Below are 18874 nucleotides of genomic sequence, written 5' to 3'. Positions count from 1 at the left end.
TTTTCTATTGTGTTTTGCGATGCTTTTTTACAACAAAACTCAAAATAGAAAAACTACCTCTAGATCTATGTCCGTTAAAAATCCGGTGCCATTTTGCGCCAATTCAACGCTAGCTTTTGATAATTTCCTGCGGATAAATTAATCATTACTCAATAAAATCAGCCAGTTAATAAACTAGCGTTTGTGCTTTGGTTCTATCAGAGTTTGTAAGAGTTTATCCAGTGCATTGGCCGAAGCTAATGCAACACAATTTGAATTGAAGTGCATAGTTTTGACTATGCACGGGCAACGAAGCCCAGGTTCTGACCATTGTTTAAGTGGTTCAGGCCTGGGCTTTTTTTATGGGCAAAATTTGGCTGGCGAGTCAGCCGCCAAAGGCCTTAAGGACATAACAATGCAGCAGACCAAACAAATTCTGGTGATAGGCAACGGCATGGTGGGGCACCATTTTTTTGATCAATTACGAGCCAAAGACCCAGTGGCACCAGTGCAGAGCAGCTGGTGTTAACAACAGAAGAAGCCTATCAGGCTGCCAATATTCAGTACCGCTTAAATTGTTGGGTGGAGCAAATCAACCGCGAGCAGCAGTTGGTCGTGACCAGTCAGGGCGGTCAGTTTTATTACGACGAGCTGGTGTTGGCGACAGGTTCTTATGCTTTTGTGCCGCCTATTCCTGGTAATGATCAGTCACATTGTCTGGTGTACCGCACTTTGCAGGATTTAGATGCGATAGCGCAAAGCGCAGCTGTAAGCAAAATCGGCGGGGGATAGGTGGCGGTTTGCTTGGACTGGAAGCGGCTAATGCGTTGAAACAGTGGGCTTTCAAAACACGGACGCCGCATACAGACTGGCACGCGCCAGTGAAGCTCGTGAAGATACTGTGCAATGGATGAAGTGGGCAGCTGAGCACAAACATAAAGCTGCGATGTCTTGGTTCGGTGCTTACTTGATCTGCAATCAGGACAAGAACAAAGGGATGCTTTATTTGCAGCAAGCGCAAAAAGCTGGCGATGAAGATGCATCGCTGTTGTTAGGCGAAATGCAGGATCTGGGTTACACCACCAACTGCGACGATGGCTGGATATATTAACGTGCGGCTGAGCTTGCTTTCAGCTACAACACAACCTATATCTGCTAAACGACGATCGGAAAGATAGATTATGCAACTCAAACCAAACACAAGGCTGTTTCAATCGCTGCATCTACTGCTGACGAGCTGTGCTTTGGTCTGGCTGCTGGCTTTTTTGCATACAGCTGCTGAACCTGACCCGATCGGGCCTGCGTATCAGCAACTTTGGACTGTGCCTGCCGATACAGGCGAAGAACCTTTGTTGCAACAACTTCAGCGCAGCCCGGCCTTATTGTTTTTGCATCAGAAACAACAAGCGGATTACCAGCTGGTGCTGGAGTTTGGCAAGCTGGCTTTGGTGTTAATTCCCCTGATACTTCCTTTGTGTTTTCTGCTGTTGCTTTGGTTTATTCGCGCAGGCCCTGGCCGGCGTTTTCGGCTGTCGTTATGGCACGACGCTAATCTGCATAAAAAACGGCTTTATTATCAGCTTTCACTCAAATCACTGAATTTATAGGTGTTACAGAACTTTTATCAGTAATTTGAGGTAGTTATGATTTCTTTATTAAAAACACAGTGCCTTGCTTGGGCGCTGATTCTTGCTGTCGTTTTTCCATTTTTTGTTCAGGCAAATACCCCTCTTTCTCCAGCCGAACGTGCGGCCAGTATTGATGGCATTGTTCATATATTGAATCAACAGTATGTATTCCCCGAAACTGCGCTAAAAGTCAGCGCGCTGTTGCAGCAGCAAGAGCAAAATGGTGCTTTGGCTGCTATCACCACTCAGGAGCAGTTTGCTGACAAGGTTGGCGCTTTAATGCGTCAATACAGTGGTGATGGCCATTTGAATCTGGCGTTAATAGCTGAACAAGGTGGGGTTTCACATCGTTTAACCGAGACAGAAGAGCGCAAAATCAATAACTTTGCTTTTGAACAGGCGCGTATTCTGCAGGGTAATGTGGGTTATCTGAAGCTGCATAAGTTCTGGCAGGCCGAAGAAGCGCATAAAGTCGGTCATGCCGCATTGGTGTTTCTAAGCCACAGTGATCATATTGTGATTGATTTGCGTGACAGCGGCGGCGGTTCGCCTCAATTGGTTCAATATTTGATTAGCCACTTTGTGCCGGAAGGCACCTTGTTATGGGACCTTTTGGATCGCAATGGCAAAAGTACAGAACAAGTACGAAGCCTGGCCGTGCCGGATTCAGAACTGCTAAAAACTAAGCCGCTGTACATTCTGCAAAGTGACGGGCTGGTCAGTGCGGGTGAGTTTTTCAGCTATACGCTGCAACAGCTTGGTCGTGCTGTAGTGATAGGTGAAACCAGCGTTGGTCTGGCTCATTACACAGGCGCAGCTCAAGTCAACGACTGGCTTTTTGTGCGCATTCCAATGTACAGGCCGATCAATCCAGTCACAGGCACTAACTTTGAAGGTGTTGGAGTGGAACCGAATATAAAAGTGACGGCAGAGATGGCGTTGTATACGGCTTTACGGTTGGCGAATAAGGGCCGTTAGAAAAGAAAGAGCCAGCAGCAACTGCTGCTGGCATTCTCGGAATCTTAGCTGCTGAACTGACCACGAAATATCACTCTGAACTCTGCGAGCGGCGTTTAACAAACCACACGAACATGGCGTACAGAAAACAAATGACCGGGCAAAGGATCAAAGGCACAACAAATTCTAATTCGGTAAGTTCTGTTTTACGTAGCAGCAATAGCAGCCAGACAGCACAAACAGCTTCTCCACTGAGCCTGAAAATTCCATGTTTGAATGCAAATCCCCAGACCGATAGATTTTTAACATCTTGTGAGTAAAAAGGTTTTGGTGCGTCCATGATGAACTCCATAGTGCAATGCAGGAGGTCTCCCTCCTGCATTTTTACAAAGTTATAGGTAGTAAAGTCCGACACTCAGCCTACAACCAGCAGAGCCCCATGGTCCAAAATCAGCACCTGCTCATGTTCAACATCTCAGGACTAAAACGAGCTTTTGTGCGGATTCTGTGTATTACGGATAGCTTTGCTTTTGGTTAACTAAGTGTTAAATGTAGGTTGGAACTTGGCTGTGGCAAATGCCCATTTGATGCCCAAATGGGCTTTTATTCTAATTGCATGATAAAAAATGAGTTAATTTTGAAAAATATGCTTCGAATATAAGAATCGTCAGGATTTTTCTGACATCGAATCTGCTGCTTAATTGTTCACGAAGCATGAGCGAGGATTCTGCTAAATCACCAGATTGTTCTGTGTTCTGCAGCAATTTGTGGTTTATTCGTTGACGATGTCAATCTGAGGCGCATGCTGGCGGAAAAAATGCCGTACTTGCTGCAGCTCATCCAGCTGAAATATCCATTGATGTCCTTGATTCCAGGCCAGCTGTAAATAGGCTGGCCCCTGAATATCCATACGTCCTATCACCACTTTGCGTACTGTATCCGGCAGTTGATAATCACCTACCCAGATCTTGTTGTTTTCTGCTTTAAGCTGATTCATCAGACTGCCAAGCTTGTCTTTGGCAAAGCCATTGGCATGCAAAATCATGATGATCATAGAGCTTATCGACACCAGGCAGAGCGCGATGCTAAAAGCACTCTGCTGTTTGAGGCTGCTATAAATGGAGAGGCTAAGGTACAACAGGCTAAAAGTAATCAGCGCCAATTTGGCAGTGCTGCTGAGCTGCCTCCAGCCGAGTTTTAGCGAAGAACGTGATGGAGTTTGATTTCTCCAGAGGATTTGGGGTTTTTGCATAACTCTTCCTTGAATAACCCAGGGTTCTTAGTACTAATTTTTACTAAGCGTCAGATTTACAACTCTATTTAACTCATTTATTAACCTTTCTGCAATAAGATTTTCCCTATGTTCTACCAAAACCTGTCGCTGTTCCAAACGGATTATTACTGAAACCAGCGCTCGAACATTGGGGGTTTATATCCAGGTAGCGGTCAGTCGTTGTGTTCAAAAATATCAATAGGTTGAGTTGGTGTTTCCCCAAAATGTCGGTAAATTAGCTTCAAGCATAATCGCCTGATTGGATGAGACAAGGAGAGCATATGAAAAAGCTAATAGGTTTTTGTTTGTGGTTAAGTTTGCCCACATTGGCCAATGTGATCCCAACTGAGCCTCATATTTATGTCGAGGGTTATGCGGAGCAACTGGTGTATCCGGACCAGGTGAAAACGACTGTTGATATCACTGAACTAAATATGGACCCGGAGTTGGCCAAGCAAAGGGTGGAGCAAAAAGCCAAGGCTCTGTTGTTAGCACTTCAGCCTTTGGGCATAGGGAAAGAACACATTAGTGCTGCACCTTTGAGTATTGAAGTTGAATATGATTATGAAAATAAGAAGAAAATACCTCAAGGTACAAGAGTTGGCTGGACTGTGGAAATTACGTTACCTGAGCCAGCCAAATACTCCCTGTTAATGGATGTACTGGTAAAAGCAGGCATCAACGATATTTTGAATAGTGTTGGCGTGATAAAAGATGAGCGGGCGATTAAAAAGCAAGTGGCTATGCTGGCGTTAAAAGAAGCACGACAAAAGGCTGAAGATATGGCCGCGACTCAGGACAAAAAAATCAAAGATGTTTATTCGATTAGTGAGTTTAAGACTCGTTCGGAAGCGCAATACAACTTAACGCCAACTCAATCAATAGATGGAGCATTGAGCAGTGAATCTTTCGACGAGCTATCCGTAACTGGCGTCCGGCGACAAGCTGTTTTTGAAGTCAGCGCTATGAAAGCCAGTGCTGTTGTTTATGTGGTCTATACCCTGAAGTAAGGCTTTTATTTATCTTATTCTGGCAGTAAGGAGTTAGGCATGAATTCAGCGACGCAGTTTGCTTTTGTCTCTTTATTGTTGGTGTTACTGCTGGCCGTTTTAAGTTGGCGGCCTGTAGCAACAGGAATAGACGTACAGCATCCGGAAAAGGTTAGTGGTGGATATTGCAAAGGTTCTTTAGCACTAAAGCTTGAAGCTTTGAAAAGTGACAAAATTCGGGTTGCCACCGGGGCCTGTGGTGCCTATTACGACACTGCAGAGAACGACGAGTCACAGTTGGAGGATATCTTTTTTCAGTTTTCTGGCCGTAAAGGCCATGAAATAGACGAGGTGATTGTCACTGCTGCGGCAGATGTGCCTCATGGTCAAGTTGCGCGGTTATTAGCGCTGGTGAAACAACAGTGTGCAGAGTGCAGGATTTCAGTGATACAAGACTAATTATCTGATCCCTGCCTCAATCCGGTGCCGTCTTGCACCAATTCAACGCAAGGTTTTGATAGTCACTTGCGCATAAATTAGCCATTACTCAATAAAATCAGCCAGTTAATAAACTGGCATTCTTTGTGCTTTGGTTATTGGCGAGTTTTACCAATGCGTTTGCTGAAGCGAACGCAACACAATTTGAATTGAAGTGCATAGTTTTGACTGTGCACGGGCAACGAAGCCCAGGTTCTGACCATTGTTTAAGTGGTTCAGGCCTGGGCTTTTTTTATGGGCAAAATTTGGCTGTCGAGTCAGCCGCCAAAGGCCTTAAGGACATAAAAATGCAGCAGACCAAACAAATTCTGGTGATCGGCAACGGTATGGTGGGACATCATTTTGTTGATCAATTACGTGCCAAAGACCCATTAGCGCAAATTACTGTGCTTTGTGGTGAAGCTCAGCTGGCGTACGACAGGGTGCATTTATCCGGCTATTTCAGCGGCACCAGCGCAGAGCAACTGGCGTTGACGACAGAAGAAGCCTATCAGGCCGCTGGTATTCAGTACCGTTTAAATTGTTGGGTGGAGCACATCAACCGCGAGCAGCAGTTGGTGGTGACCAGTCAGGGCGGGCAGTTTTATTACGACGAGCTGGTGCTGGCGACTGGTTCTTATGCTTTTGTGCCGCCTATTCCTGGTCATGATCAACCGCATTGTCTGGTGTACCGCACTTTGCAGGATTTGGATGCGATAGCGCAAAGTGCTGCTGTAAGTAAAGTCGGGGTGGTAATAGGTGGCGGTTTACTGGGGCTGGAAGCGGCCAATGCGTTGAAACAATTGGGCTTACAAACTCATGTGGTGGAGTTTGCGCCACAACTGATGGCAGTGCAGCTGGACCAGGGCGGCGGTCAGATGCTCAGCCAGAAAATTACAGAGTTGGGTGTGCAAGTGCATACCGGCAAAGCCACGCAAGCCATAGTAGCTGGTGCTGAATGTCGTTATCAGTTGCAGTTTGCCGATGGCGAAAGCTTAGAGACAGATTTAGTGCTGTTTTCCGCAGGGATCCGGCCTTATGACCAGTTGGCGCGCAGCTGTGGTTTAGTTGTCGGCGAACCGGGTGGCCCACGTGGTGGAATAGTCGTTAACGATCAGTGCCAGACGTCTGACCCCCATATTTATGCCATAGGTGAATGTGCCTTGTGGCAGCAAAAGATTTTTGGGCTGGTGGCGCCCGGTTATCAGATGGCGCGTGTTGTGGTAAGTCAATTGACAGGTGGCGGGCACAAATTTACTGGCGCTGATATGAGCACCAAGCTGAAACTGCTGGGTGTGGAAGTGGGTTCTATTGGCGATGCCCATGCCAGAACACCCGGCGCTTTAAGTTATGTGTTTACCGACCCTCGGGCTCAAGTCTACAAAAAAATGGTAGTCAGCAAAGATGGTAAACGCCTGCTGGGGGTTGTGCTGGTGGGCGATACCAGTAACTACGATAGCCTGCTGCAATACGCCTTAAACGATATGTTGCTGCCAAAACAGCCGGAGCAACTGATTTTACCTGCTGCGTCCGGCGCGCCTTTGGCGGCTTTAACTTTACCCAACAGTGCGACCATTTGTTCCTGCCATAACGTGGCGAAGGGCGACATAGTGGCGGCTATGGACTCTGGCTGCTGCGATTTAGTCAGTATCAAAAGCTGCACTAAGGCCAGTACTGGTTGTGGTGGCTGCACGGCTTTGCTCAAATCCGTAGTGGATGACGAGCTGAAAAGCCGTGGTGTTGAAGTGAAAAATCACCTCTGTGAACACTTTGCTTATTCCCGTCAGGAGCTGCTGCATTTAGTTCAGGTGGGTGGTATTAAAACCTTTTCCGAACTGTTAAGCCGCCACGGTCAAGGTTTGGGCTGCGATATTTGTAAGCCAACTGTGGGTTCTATTCTGGCATCGAGCTGGAATGATTATGTGCTGAAAAAGCCTCATATAGGTTTGCAGGACACCAACGATACCTTTCTCGCCAATATGCAAAAAGACGGTTCTTATTCAGTAGTGCCGCGTATTGCCGGTGGCGAAATTACCGCAGAAAAACTGCTGGTGATAGGTCAGGTGGCTTTGGATTTTAATCTCTATACCAAAATTACCGGTGGTCAGCGTATCGACTTATTTGGTGCCCGTTTAGAGCAGTTGCCTGCCATTTGGCAGCGTTTGGTCGATGCGGGTTTTGAGACAGGCCATGCCTATGGCAAGTCGCTGCGTACCGTGAAGTCTTGTGTTGGCAGTACCTGGTGTCGTTATGGCGTGCAGGATAGTGTCGGTCAGGCCATAGCTATTGAAAACCGCTACAAAGGTTTACGAGCGCCACACAAAATCAAAATGGCAGTGTCGGGTTGCACCCGCGAATGTGCTGAAGCACAAAGCAAAGACATTGGCATTATTGCCACCGAAAACGGCTGGAATCTATATGTCTGCGGTAACGGCGGCATGAGACCACGCCACGCCGACTTATTTGCTACCGACCTCGATACCGACACTTTAATTCGCTACATAGACCGCATTCTGATGTTGTATATCCGCACTGCCGACCGTTTGCAGCGCACTTCAGTCTGGATGGAAAAGCTGGATGGCGGTTTGGACTATCTGCGTAAAGTCATTATCGACGACGAGCTGGGAATAGCCGCAGAGCTGGAAAACCAGATGGCGGCCTTAGTGAATACTTATGCCTGTGAGTGGAAAGCCACGCTGGACGACCCACAAGCGCTGAAACGTTTCCGCCAGTTTGTAAATAGCCCTGATGCGGATGAAAACATCGTTTTTGTCGAAGAACGCGCGCAAATCCGCCCAGCTACGGCAGCAGAAAAACGTCAGTGGTTGCAGCAAATTCCTATTATCGAAGTGCCTGTAAAGGCTTTAGCAGAGGAGAACTAACATGGCCTGGACTGATATTTGTGCTTTTGAAGACTTAGTCGAAAACAGTGGCATTTGCGCTTTGCTGAATGGCCAGCAGGTGGCGGTATTTTTGCTGGAGCTGCAAGGCGAACCGCAGATATACGCGGTTGGTAATTACGACCCGGTTGGTGAAGCCAATGTGCTATCACGGGGCATGGTGGGTTCTTTAGGTGAGCAGATAGTGGTCGCTTCACCTTTGTATAAACAGCACTTTGACCTGACCAGTGGCCAGTGCTTAGAAAAACCTGAAGTGGTGATCCCTGTGTATGGGGTGAAACTGCAACAGGGCAGGGTGTGGCTGAATGCAATAAAACAAAACCAACAGGCTTCAGCTGCCTGATCTGAAAATGACGGGTCAAGGCAAAGGACAAGGGGAGATAGTGTATGAGTGTAATCAGTAATTTATTTCGTTCACCACTGGCAGGGACCTGGCTATCAGGCTGGAACTGGAAAGGTGAAACCGCACAAACAGAGCAGCAGAAACCAGCAGGCAAAGGCCAGGTGGTGCTGATAGGTGCAGGGCCTGGTGATCCTGAGCTGCTTACCGTCAAAGCCCAGCGTTTATTGCAACAAGCTGATGTGCTGTTGTTTGACAGCTTAGTTTCGGCTGAGCTGTTGGCGATAGCACCGCGACGCTGCAAAAAAGTCTTTGTGGGTAAAAGAGCTGGCTGCCATGCGATGCCACAACAAGAGATTAACCAGTTGCTGGTGCAATACGGTCAACAAGGTGGTTTAGTGGTGCGGTTAAAAGGCGGCGACCCGGCGATCTTTGGCCGTGTCTCGGAAGAAGCAGCTGCTTTGCAACAGGCTGGTATCGCCTTTGCGATAGTGCCAGGCGTCACCAGTGCCTGCGCTGCTTCAGCTTATTGTGGTATTCCGTTAACAGCCAGGGGTTGTGCAACTTCAGTGCAGTTTTTAACGGCGCAGTTTGCCGACCCGGCCAAACAACCCGACTGGTCTGGTTATCAGTACAGAGCCAATGGCTCTAATCCAACACTAGTGGTCTATATGGGACTCAACCGCTTACAGCAATTGTGTGCCGGTTTAGTCTCTGTCGGCTGGCCGGATCATACCCCTATAGCGCTGTTGGATCAGGTCAGTACAGCCCAGCAAACCCAGTTACAGGGCACTTTGGCTGATATCAGTGAGCGTCTTGCTGCTTTTCCTCTGGCTGGCCCAACTTTAATTGTGGTGGGCGAGGTACTAAAGCAGCGGATGAAGGTGGACTTAAGCCTGCTACAGCAAGTGACTGTAGAAAATTAACTAAAAACTAAAACCCCAATCGTTTTGCATTCTGGCGGCTTTCTAAGCGCCAGCTGGCGAAGCTTTGCCAAAAATTAACCTCAACAGAATGGATCCTTATGCGCTGTTATTCTTTACCCGCTTTGGCTGTAATGGCCGCTTGTACTTCGATTTCAGTCCATGCTGCTGATGCCGCTTCCAGCGCTTTCATTGCACCAGAACTAAAGATGTTATTCCGTTATCGGTTAGAAGCTGTGGACCAGGACGGTCTTGCCGAAAATGCTTTGGCCAGCACGCTATTATCGCGTTTTAGCCTGACACAAAACCTGAGCCATGGCTGGTCGGCAGGTGGTGAATTTGATTATGTGGCGGCTTTAGGGGATAAAAATTACAACGACAGTATCAATGGCAAAACTGCTTATCCGGTGGTGGCTGACCCTGCTGGCGCTGATTTAAATCAGGCCTTTGTGATGTATCAAAACGGTGAGCAGACACTAAAAATTGGCCGTCAGCGTATTAACTTAGCGAATGAACGTTTTGTCGGTGGCGTAGGCTGGCGTCAAAACGAACAGACCTTTGATGCAGTGCGTTATCAGGCCAGTTTATCTGCTGAACTCAAACTGGATTATAGCTACAGCAGTAAAGTGAACCGGGTTTTTGGCAGCAAAAGCCCACAAGGCGACTGGAGTTCGGATTTACATCTGCTGGATTTACGTTACCAGCCAAACGCTAATCATCAGCTCGGTGCTTTTGTTTATCAGATGGAATTTGACGATGCACCTTTAGTGTCCAATCAAACACTGGGGCTGGATTATCAGTACAGTCAGGCTTTATCCCAAAGCAGTCGTTATACCCTGTATGGCTCTTATGCATTACAGCAGGACGCTGGTGATAACCCAAATTCGTATGATGCAGAGTACTGGACTCTGGAAGCAAACTTCTGGCTAGGAGCCTGGCAAAGTGGCGTGGGCGTTGAAGTCTTAGGCTCCGACAACAGCGTTGGTTTTTCGACACCACTCGCTACTTTGCATAAGTTCCAGGGTTTTGCTGATAAGTTTCTGGCGACGCCGGCGAATGGCATTAAAGATAAGTACCTGAAGTCGGGTTATAAACTGGACCAGCTGGAGCTGATAGCCTTTTACCACTGGCTGGATGCGGCAGAAAGTGGCGTTGATGGAAAAGCTGACTATGGCAAAGAGCTGGATCTACAGCTGAGTTATACCCTGAATGCGCAGCATGCGGTACTACTGAAATATGCCGATTATCAGGCGAATTCATTGCATACAGATACCAGCAAGTTCTGGTTGCAGTGGTTAGCTAAGTATTAAAGCAAGTGAAGTGGCTGCCTGCTTAATTCTGAGCAGCCACTAACCAGAGGATCACTAAGCCCTGCACTACACAAAGGCATTGCCAAAACCAAAGCGGATGCAGTTCAATCAGACTCAATGGTTTTTGAAATTCCGCATTGGGGTGGCGTAAGTCGTATAAAAACTCAGACAAAGCCTGGTAGCGTTTATTTGGGTCGGGTTGCAGCGCTTTTTCTAAGGTTAAATCCAGCCAGACCGGCAGCTCGCTATCTTTGCTTAATACCGACTGATAGCACAATTTTTTCTGTGCTTTAACACTTTTACCTCGAGCCACATCAGCGCCATAAGGATAACGGCCGGACAGCAGTTGGTACGTAAGCACCGCCAGCGAATATAAATCCGACCGCTCTGTGCCTGCCAAACCTAAAAAATACTCAGGCGCCGTATACAAAGCTGTGCCTGGAATATCTCCCGCTACTTCGTCATCGGTCTGTAATCCCGCTAGTCTGGCAGCACCAAAGTCGATAATTTTGACTATGCCTTGAGGTGTCACCATCAGGTTGTCGGGTCGGATATCCTGATGCAGAATTTCGCTGCGGTGCAACGCCTGCAGTCCTTTCCCCAGCTGTTCAATAATGCCTCGAACTTGTTCCAAAGTGGGACTGGGGTGATCCAGTTGCCACTGTTTTAAGGTCTGGCCTTCGACATACTCAAATAAGGTATAAAGCGCAGTACGAGGCCTGTTAATACTGGCCGGACGTACTACATGGTTGCTGTGAACTCTTTTGGCTATCCATTCTTCGCGCATCAGCCGTTCCAGATAATCCGGCTGTTCGGCTAAATCTATTGAAGGAGCTTTGAGTACCAACAACTGCTCTGTACTTGTATCCAACACCAAATAAACATGGCTGCGGCTGCTTTGTTGTAGTGGCCTTATTACCTGCAAGCCGTCCAGCTTATCGCCTGGTTGCAGCAAAGGGGGTAAAGGCAATTGCTGATCCAGGCAAATGGGCAGGTTACTGTCGGCAGGCAACTGATCAATACGTACCAATTGCAGCGTTATATTGTCTTCGCTGCCTGCAGCTAAAGCTGCTTCAGTCAGTTGCAGGGCCAGCAATGCTAAATCCTGCTGTGTTGCCAGTAAATTGATCAGTTCAGCCGCAGGTAAAACTTCAAATAAACCGTCCGTTGCCAGCAGAAACAAATCACCCTGTTGCAAAGGAATGCTCTGATAATCGGGCTCAAGCACAGCGCCGGCGCCAAGTGCCTGACTTAAAAAACTGCTGCTGCCTCGCCAGACGCGATGGTCCCGCGTCAGTTGTTCCAGTTGCTGGTTACGTAGCAGATAAATCCGGCTGTCACCGACATGCAGCAAATGGGCGTGGCGTTGTTTTAAAATTAAGGCACTAAAAGTACAGACATAACCCTTGTCCGGGTCTGAGCTAAAAGGGCCATTCCTGCTTTGGGCGTACAACCAGTTATGGCTGGCTTTGAGCACTTGCAAGGCGGCATGAGGTACTGACCAGGCATCGCTGGTGCAGTAGTAATCATCCAGAAAACTTTTCACCGCTGTTTCACTGGCAATCTGGCTGACTGTGCTGGTGCTGATGCCATCGGCTACCGCCAGCACTATACCTTTACTACTTAGTTCAGGTTCTTTGGGTACATAAGCGCCAAAGCTGTCCTGATTTAACGCTTTTCGGCCAGCAGTGGAGTGCTGGCCTATGGAGACTTGTAACGAGGCTCCTGGCAACATCATCAGGCTTTGGCCAGAGTAGCGACAGGGCTTTCAGCTGTTTTCGCTGTCAGGTTACGTTTTGGTGCAGTTTTATAGTGAGTGCTGTACAGGGTTAAACCGGTAAAAGCTAAACCACCAACCAGATTACCTAAAGCCGTTGGGATTTCGTTCCAGATCAGATAATCCATCACTGAAAAGTCACCACCCATCATCATGGCAAAAGGGAACAGAAACATATTGACCACTGAATGCTCAAAACCCATAAAAAAGAACAACATAATAGGCATCCACATGGCCATCACTTTGCCGCTGACATGAGTGGAAATCATAGCGCCCACCACACCCATAGACACCATCCAGTTACATAACATGCCCCGCAGAAATATTGTCATCCAGCCTGCCACACCATGTTCGGCATAACCTAAAGTACGGGCTTCACCTACACCAGCCAGTTTGGTACCTACAGGCCCTGCTTCGGTGTGAAACCCCATAGTCAGCACAAAAGCCATCATGGCGGCGACTGTTAAAGCTCCAAGGAAGTTACCGGTAAACACCAGCCCCCAGTTACGTAATACCCCTTGCACTGTGACGCCAGGTCTTTTGTCCAATAACGCGAGCGGTGTCAGTACAAAAACTCCGGTTAATAAGTCAAAACCCATCAGGTACAACATAATAAAACCTACGGGAAACAGCATGGAACCTACTAAAAAGGAACCGGTTTGGACTGCCACTGTGACCGCAAAAACCGCAGCCAAAGCCAGAATAGCGCCCGCCATATAAGAGCGGATCAACGTATCGCGGGTAGACATAAAAATTTTGGATTCGCCTGCATCGACCATTTTGGTCACAAACTCGGCTGGAACTAAATAAGCCATAGGTTCACCTTTTCCTGTTGTTGCTATTGGTTTGTTCAGGTGCTGTTTTTTTAAAAACAAAAAAGGCGTCCGGATCATTCTGTTGCCAGAAGATCTCGGGACGCCTTTGTCCTGAAACTGTTTTTTGTAGTATTGGGGAGGTGCTTACCACCTCTGCCTTTTTAACAGAGCAACTTTAATGCCAGCTGATGCTTTTATATCAATGCATTGATTTTGTTTAGTTTTCGTAAAGTGCTCTTTAGAGAAACGCCACGGCAAGGTGCCATTGTTGTGCATTTTCTGCACCGTTACGGGGCGTTGCTGCTTTGTGCTTTGCAACAAAAATGCCGATTTTTGCTGACAATCCAGCATTAACGCGCTCTGGCAGCCGTTGCTGCACGCGTGGAATAACCATTGCTAGAGTTTCGTGATGTAAAGCTCTGTGAGTGATCCATGAATCATACAACGGCACTCTTTTTGTTGGCCGCTAAACAAGCTGAAATTAAAGCATTGCAGCAGCTTTCGACCAGTTGTTTACTGGTGACCAGTATCAGTGAGCTGGTGCATCAACTGCAGCGTGAGCGTGGCATCAGTAATATTTTCCTGGCGTCAGGCTGCGAGCTATTTGCTTTGCAGCGTCAACAGCAGTTACTGCAAAGTGTGCAGGCCGAGCAGCAACTGCGTACAGCATTAAATAAACAGTATCTGCAAGGGGCTGAGCCTTGTCATAGCAGTCGTTTACTCAGCGGTATCTCTTTGGCTTTGCAGGGGGTCGATCATCTGGCCGGACTGCGTGAACAAATACAGCTGCAAAAAATCACACCATTACAGGCCACTGAAGCCTATAGCCGTTTAATTGCAGCCTGGCTCGCTGTGGTGTTGGAATCCGCTGATTTAGCTTGTGACGCTGGTATTACCCGTTTTCTGGTGGCGTTGTTTAACTTACTGCAAACCAAAGAATACGCCGGGCAGGAACGCGCCTGGGGAGCTATGGGGCTGGCATCGGGCCAGCTCACGACTGAATTGGCCGAGCGTTTATTATTACTACAACAGGCGCAGCAACATAGTTGTGCTGTTTTTTTGGAATTTGCTACTACAGAACAACAGCAGCAGTGGCACCAACTGGAGCATGCTACAGCCGCAAAACAACTACGCCAGTTGCGCACTATGATTCAGCAGTTGTCCGGTACTGCCGCTCCTGTGCCTGCGGTTAGTGATCTCTGGTATCAGTTTGCGACTGAACGTATGGATGAAATGCATCTGTTGCAAGCTGGACTCACAGCACAATTGCAGCAACTGACATCAGCCACAGTTGAAGCGGCGCAGCAGAAGTTAAAGCAACATCAGCATAAACTGACAGAACTCAGCGAATTAACCGAACTGCCCGCCAGTTCAGGCTTAACCTTATTAATAGACCCCAGTATGCCAGGTTTATATGGCGCTTCTGTGGCGCCAGCGGGCCAGACTGAACCCACAGTGCAAGCGCCCAGCCGGTCTTTTTATCAGTTATTGTCTGAGCAGGCGCAACATATCCGCCAGATGCATACAGAGCTGACGGATGCCCGCCGTGCTATCGACGAACAAAAGCTAATCGACCGCGCTAAGTTATTGCTGATGCAGTATAAAAAACTGACGGAAGAGCAGGCGTATCGCCAATTACAGCAAAGTGCGATGAAACAGCAGTGTCGTATTGTCGATGTGGCCGATGCTGTGGTGAAAGCGTTAAAGCCTGTGAACACTTCGCCTTAGTAACCCAGTTGTGGGTCAAACCACAGCGCTTTGTTTTGCACAGGCGTTTCGGCTGGAAGAAGCGGGTTATTCAGTTGAATCACAGTTCTGGATTTTAAATCGGCCTGTTGTATGGCGCTGCTGAAATGTTGTAAAAACAGTTGCTGCATACTGCCATCTTCAATGGCGCGCAACAGCCCTATTTCAATGGCATTGGCCAGTTCGATATTGTCTTTTTGCACGAAAAAATACAAAGCAGCCGGGTAATGTAACACCCATTTCGGCGCAACACTCAGCGACATTCCTACCTTTTGTTGCAGCTCAGGCCAGATTTCCGTGACTGATCGTGGGAAATAATCAATACGTTTGGCCTGCAGCATTTTGAACATAGCGTCAAAGTCGCCGCTGCCTAATACCCGAAAATGATTGGCTTTTAAAATAGGGTAATCCGGCCAGTCACTGCCCTGAATAGACGGACTGGTTTTTAATTGCTTTTCATCCTGTTGCTGAATTTTTTGTTCGTTATCGTTGTGAATAAGCAACAAACGCCAGCCAATTAAACCTCTGTCTATTGGAATACGGATGGGCTTAAGTTCCTTTTCCCGCTCTGGGGAGGTCATAGTCCAGACCACATCCAGTCCACTTTTAGAACCCAACTGGCGCAAGGTCCTGTGTTGGGTCATCACTTGCCCGCTGGGGACCAGCTGATACTCTGTACCTGATTTTTCTATCGCTAAATGCAATAAGGCAATGGGATAGCTGCCACGGGCGTCACCCAACATAGACATGGGCCATGAATAGATCACTTGTTGTGGTTGTGCGCTGCTGAAAACTGGCAGCAGCAAAAGAACAGGTAGAAAGTGGAGATAAAACCGGGCCGTCATCACAGACATTGTATCCACTCCATGGCATTGATTTAGAAACTATAGAACATTTCAGCTGCAAGGTTAGCTTGCTGTCTTCTGCTGATGTTATTTCGCCGAATATTTGCAGTTATCCCCTTCGTACTTGAGGCTGTAGCTTTGTTGACTGCGTGCTCTCGCCCCAGTCACATAGGACTACTATGCTCCTGGGGTCTCAAGCACTTGTCGCCTCTCTGCAACGCCAATTACTTTGGGTATATACTCAGCGGCAAAAGTTTAGGGTGGTAAAGAGATGACTGACGAATTAAAAATTGAAGATCTGGTGTTGGGGGAGGGTAAAGCGGCTGAACGTGGCGCTTTAATCACTGCACATTATCGCGGCTGGCTGGAAGATGGCACAGAGTTCGATTCGTCCCATAAAAGAGGCGAAGCTTTTCAGTGTATTTTAAGTAACAACAGAGTGATTCAGGGCTGGATTTTAGGCTTAAAAGGCATGCAGGTGGGTGGCAAACGTAAGTTATGGGTGCCAGCGCATTTAGCTTATGGCGAACGCCAGATTGGCACTATGATCCCACCACACTCGAACCTGATTTTTGAAATAGAACTATTGGAAGTGCTGACGCGGGACTAATTATACCTAAGTTGTCTGGACAGATGAATAAAAAAGAGGGACGAGCCTGACAGGCAGTCCCTCTTTTTAATCTTTGTAATAATTTAGAAGCTGTAGTTAAAACTGGCGGTCACATTCCGTGGTGTGCCGTAGCGATATTGTGTATATGCACTACCCCAAACCGTCATGTAGTTGTAGTACTTTTCATCCAACAGGTTGGCCGCGTTCAACTGAACATTCATGTTCTCTGCCAGATCGTAACGAGCCATCAGGTTAACCAATGAATAAGCTTTTTGCTCTAAACGGCTGCCACCACCCTCGGCATAAGTTTTACTCTGCCAGTTGATACCACCACCAATAGTTAATTCTGGCAACAGGTCAACAAACTGATAGGTAGTAAAAAGCTTAAATTGCTTACGCGGGCTGTCGGTATTCACTTTTAAACCATTCGCATCTTCAGCTTTGAATTGAGAATAACCAGCGCTGATATTCCAGCCTTCCATTGGTTTACCTACAACTTCCAGCTCATAACCTTCACTTTCGGTACCATCAGCACCGTAGTAAGCCACTTGCTGTTCTGCATTAGGTACGAAGTTCGGATCTATGACCGCCAGATTGTCCTGATTGATTTGGAACAGCGATACCGTTGTATGCAAACGGTCATTCAGGAATGCACTCTTCAGGCCCACTTCGTAGCTCTTGCCTTCCACCGGGTCCAGTAAGCCATTATTCGCATCTCTTCTGTCCTGAGCTTTAAATATTTCGGTGTAGCTGGCGTACAGGCGGTGTTGCTCAGTTAAATCATAAAGTGCACCAACATAAGGAGTAAAAATGCCATTGTTGCCGAAGTCTTCCGCTGCTCCGTACCAGACACCTTCACGATCCCAGCTGGATACCCGTCCACCAAGGATAAATTTCAGCGAGTCGGTGGCAGATAAGCGGGTTGCCGCATAGAAACCTTCTTGTTTGATAGTGACATCTTCTGCACGAGTTGGTGTAGCTTCCCATTCTGGTTCGGCTATATCACCCCACTGATAGAAGTTATCAATGTCGATACGGTCATAACCGCCACTCATATCACCGCCAATAGGGGTGTAAGAGTCGGTCTGAATATCCTGGCTGCTGGAAATAGCACCCATAACAAACTCATGTTGTTGATTAAACAGCTGGTAATCGCCTTTCAGTTGAATATCAAAGCTGTCCTGCGTGGTTTCACCAAAGGCACGGTAACGCTGAGCACTTAATCCTGCGCCTGTTTCTTTATCTAAGGCTCCGTATACATACAACAGCTTAGAATCTTTTTCGTATTCCATTCTGTTGTAGTTGCTCACCAACTGCCAGCCATTGCCAAAGGTATGTTCTAAACTGGCAAAGAAGTTGGTGTTGTTGGTATCCCACTTAGTCCAATCTGTGCCTGTAGTGGTTGATACATCCCAGTCAGTGTAGGTACCATCTGTAAATACTGCTGGTAACGCACCCCAGGTTGCGGCTTTTGGATCACGATCCTGATAGCTACCGCCTGCACGAATTAAAGTTGTTGCTGATAAATCTGCTTCAACTACGCCATAGAGCACGCTACTGGTTTCTTCGTACTGGTTCCAATAGGAATCAGTATTTGTATGTTTAGCTACAACACGGCCACGCACTGAACCACTGCTATTCAGTGCATTGGATACATCTGCCGTAATTTGTTTTTTATCCCAGCTACCTGCGGCAAGGTTGACATAACCTGTCAGATCAGTGCTTGAGGCTTTTTTGCGAACCAGGTTGATAGATGCTGATGGATCGCCTGCACCAGTCAGTAAACCAGTAGCACCACGAACAAATTCAACCCGCTCGTAAATGGATACGTCAGCGACTGTTTCGCCTGAATCACCAGCCAAACTCCATGCCAGTGGTACACCGTCAACCTGATAGTTACTTACTTCAAAACCACGGGATTTAAATGAACTACGCACGTTGTCCAGCTCAGTGGAAGAAACGCCAACTGCGTTTTGAACTGTTTCAAGCACTGTATTTATATTTTGATCGCGCATGCGCTGTTCGGTAATGACTGTAACAGACTGCGGGGTTTCACGTAATGTCAGCCCCAATCCCGTTGCTGTATCCAGCACTTCGCTTACTGTGTATAAGCCTTTAACTTCCAGCCTTTCAATTTCGCTTTTTTTATCATTTTGTTCGTCAGCAAGTGCAAGAGGAGATACTGCAAGAGCTAAAGAAATTGCGCTGGCAAGAGGTAACAAGCGGAGTTTGGGTGCGTTTAACATCAAAAATAAACCTGCAAATAGGGAGAAGGTTATATTTTATCCAAAACGAGAATTGTTAT

19 protein-coding genes are annotated in these 18874 nt (G+C 47.4%); 12 read left to right on the top strand and 7 right to left on the bottom strand.

Annotation, left to right across the window (positions count from 1 at the left end; all coding sequences use genetic code 11):
- Window positions 1–501: 501 nt before the first annotated feature.
- The 4 genes from OM978_RS19805 (at window position 502) to OM978_RS19790 (ending at window position 2585) form a co-directional block, all read left to right on the top strand.
- Entirely contained in the window at window positions 502–771 is a 270-nt protein-coding gene (locus tag OM978_RS19805; RefSeq protein ID WP_264344137.1) for an FAD-dependent oxidoreductase, read from the top strand.
- A gap of 43 nt (window positions 772–814) precedes the next feature.
- On the top strand, window positions 815–1090 hold the full coding sequence (locus OM978_RS19800; protein WP_264344135.1) for a hypothetical protein: 276 nt from the start codon (window positions 815–817) through the stop codon (window positions 1088–1090).
- Between the two features lie 70 nt (window positions 1091–1160).
- Window positions 1161–1586, top strand: coding sequence for a hypothetical protein (locus OM978_RS19795; RefSeq protein WP_264344134.1), 426 nt, complete (start codon window positions 1161–1163; stop codon window positions 1584–1586).
- A 36-nt stretch (window positions 1587–1622) separates the two neighbouring features.
- Window positions 1623–2585, top strand: coding sequence for a S41 family peptidase (locus tag OM978_RS19790; RefSeq protein WP_264344133.1), 963 nt, complete (start codon window positions 1623–1625; stop codon window positions 2583–2585).
- 70 nt (window positions 2586–2655) lie between these two features.
- Here OM978_RS19790 and OM978_RS19785 read toward each other — a convergent pair whose 3' ends face one another.
- Both OM978_RS19785 and OM978_RS19780 read right to left on the bottom strand, forming a co-directional pair.
- A complete protein-coding gene (locus tag OM978_RS19785) occupies window positions 2656–2904 on the bottom strand; it encodes a hypothetical protein (protein ID WP_264344132.1) in 249 nt (82 codons plus the stop codon).
- A 432-nt stretch (window positions 2905–3336) separates the two neighbouring features.
- On the bottom strand, window positions 3337–3816 hold the full coding sequence (locus OM978_RS19780; RefSeq protein WP_264344130.1) for a hypothetical protein: 480 nt from the start codon (window positions 3814–3816) through the stop codon (window positions 3337–3339).
- Window positions 3817–4118: 302 nt separating this feature from the next.
- On the opposite strand from OM978_RS19780, the gene OM978_RS19775 reads away from it, so the two are divergent.
- The 6 genes from OM978_RS19775 to OM978_RS19750 all read left to right on the top strand — a co-directional run bounded on the left by OM978_RS19775 (window position 4119) and on the right by OM978_RS19750 (window position 10776).
- Window positions 4119–4847, top strand: a complete 729-nt coding sequence (locus OM978_RS19775; protein ID WP_264344128.1) for an SIMPL domain-containing protein — start codon at window positions 4119–4121, stop codon at window positions 4845–4847.
- Between the two features lie 39 nt (window positions 4848–4886).
- The gene (locus OM978_RS19770; RefSeq protein ID WP_264344126.1) at window positions 4887–5285 is read left to right on the top strand and encodes a biopolymer transporter ExbD; all 399 of its coding nucleotides are present in this window, start codon (window positions 4887–4889) and stop codon (window positions 5283–5285) included.
- A gap of 326 nt (window positions 5286–5611) precedes the next feature.
- Entirely contained in the window at window positions 5612–8185 is a 2574-nt protein-coding gene (gene nirB / locus OM978_RS19765) for a nitrite reductase large subunit NirB (protein WP_264344123.1), read from the top strand.
- A gap of 1 nt (window position 8186) precedes the next feature.
- Window positions 8187–8546, top strand: a complete 360-nt coding sequence (gene nirD, locus OM978_RS19760) for a nitrite reductase small subunit NirD (RefSeq protein ID WP_264344122.1) — start codon at window positions 8187–8189, stop codon at window positions 8544–8546.
- A gap of 44 nt (window positions 8547–8590) precedes the next feature.
- Entirely contained in the window at window positions 8591–9469 is an 879-nt protein-coding gene (gene cobA / locus OM978_RS19755) for a uroporphyrinogen-III C-methyltransferase (protein ID WP_264344121.1), read from the top strand.
- Between the two features lie 98 nt (window positions 9470–9567).
- The gene (locus OM978_RS19750) at window positions 9568–10776 is read left to right on the top strand and encodes an alginate export family protein (protein ID WP_264344120.1); all 1209 of its coding nucleotides are present in this window, start codon (window positions 9568–9570) and stop codon (window positions 10774–10776) included.
- Window positions 10777–10798: 22 nt separating this feature from the next.
- Here the strand turns inward: OM978_RS19750 and OM978_RS19745 are convergent, their stop codons facing one another.
- From OM978_RS19745 to OM978_RS19735, 3 genes are all read right to left on the bottom strand, one after another.
- Window positions 10799–12514, bottom strand: a complete 1716-nt coding sequence (locus tag OM978_RS19745) for a bifunctional protein-serine/threonine kinase/phosphatase (RefSeq protein WP_264344119.1) — start codon at window positions 12512–12514, stop codon at window positions 10799–10801.
- On the bottom strand, window positions 12514–13368 hold the full coding sequence (locus OM978_RS19740; protein ID WP_264344118.1) for a formate/nitrite transporter family protein: 855 nt from the start codon (window positions 13366–13368) through the stop codon (window positions 12514–12516). Before OM978_RS19740 ends, OM978_RS19745 begins: the two co-directional genes overlap by 1 nt.
- A 238-nt stretch (window positions 13369–13606) precedes the next feature.
- Window positions 13607–13762 carry a hypothetical protein gene (locus tag OM978_RS19735; protein ID WP_264344117.1) on the bottom strand — a complete coding sequence of 52 codons (156 nt, stop codon included), beginning with the start codon at window positions 13760–13762 and terminating at the stop codon, window positions 13607–13609.
- A 38-nt stretch (window positions 13763–13800) separates the two neighbouring features.
- Between OM978_RS19735 and OM978_RS19730 the strand changes: the two genes are divergently transcribed.
- Window positions 13801–15096 carry a nitrate regulatory protein gene (locus OM978_RS19730; protein WP_264344116.1) on the top strand — a complete coding sequence of 432 codons (1296 nt, stop codon included), beginning with the start codon at window positions 13801–13803 and terminating at the stop codon, window positions 15094–15096.
- Here the strand turns inward: OM978_RS19730 and OM978_RS19725 are convergent.
- A complete protein-coding gene (locus tag OM978_RS19725) occupies window positions 15093–15968 on the bottom strand; it encodes a transporter substrate-binding domain-containing protein (protein WP_264344113.1) in 876 nt (291 codons plus the stop codon). The genes OM978_RS19730 and OM978_RS19725 overlap by 4 nt on opposite strands.
- Window positions 15969–16230: 262 nt before the next feature.
- Here OM978_RS19725 and OM978_RS19720 point away from each other — a divergent pair, with 262 nt between their 5' ends.
- Window positions 16231–16569 (top strand): FKBP-type peptidyl-prolyl cis-trans isomerase, encoded by a 339-nt coding sequence (locus OM978_RS19720; RefSeq protein ID WP_233009147.1) that lies wholly within the window; start codon window positions 16231–16233, stop codon window positions 16567–16569.
- An 83-nt stretch (window positions 16570–16652) separates the two neighbouring features.
- Here OM978_RS19720 and OM978_RS19715 read toward each other — a convergent pair whose 3' ends face one another.
- Window positions 16653–18815: a TonB-dependent siderophore receptor gene (locus tag OM978_RS19715; RefSeq protein WP_264344112.1), complete on the bottom strand. Its 2163-nt coding sequence runs from the start codon at window positions 18813–18815 to the stop codon at window positions 16653–16655.
- Between the last annotated feature and the right edge of the window lie 59 nt (window positions 18816–18874).

Source organism: Rheinheimera sp. MM224, from assembly GCF_947090785.1.
GTDB lineage: Bacteria > Pseudomonadota > Gammaproteobacteria > Enterobacterales > Alteromonadaceae > Pararheinheimera.
This window is presented reverse-complemented; position numbering and strand designations above follow the sequence as displayed.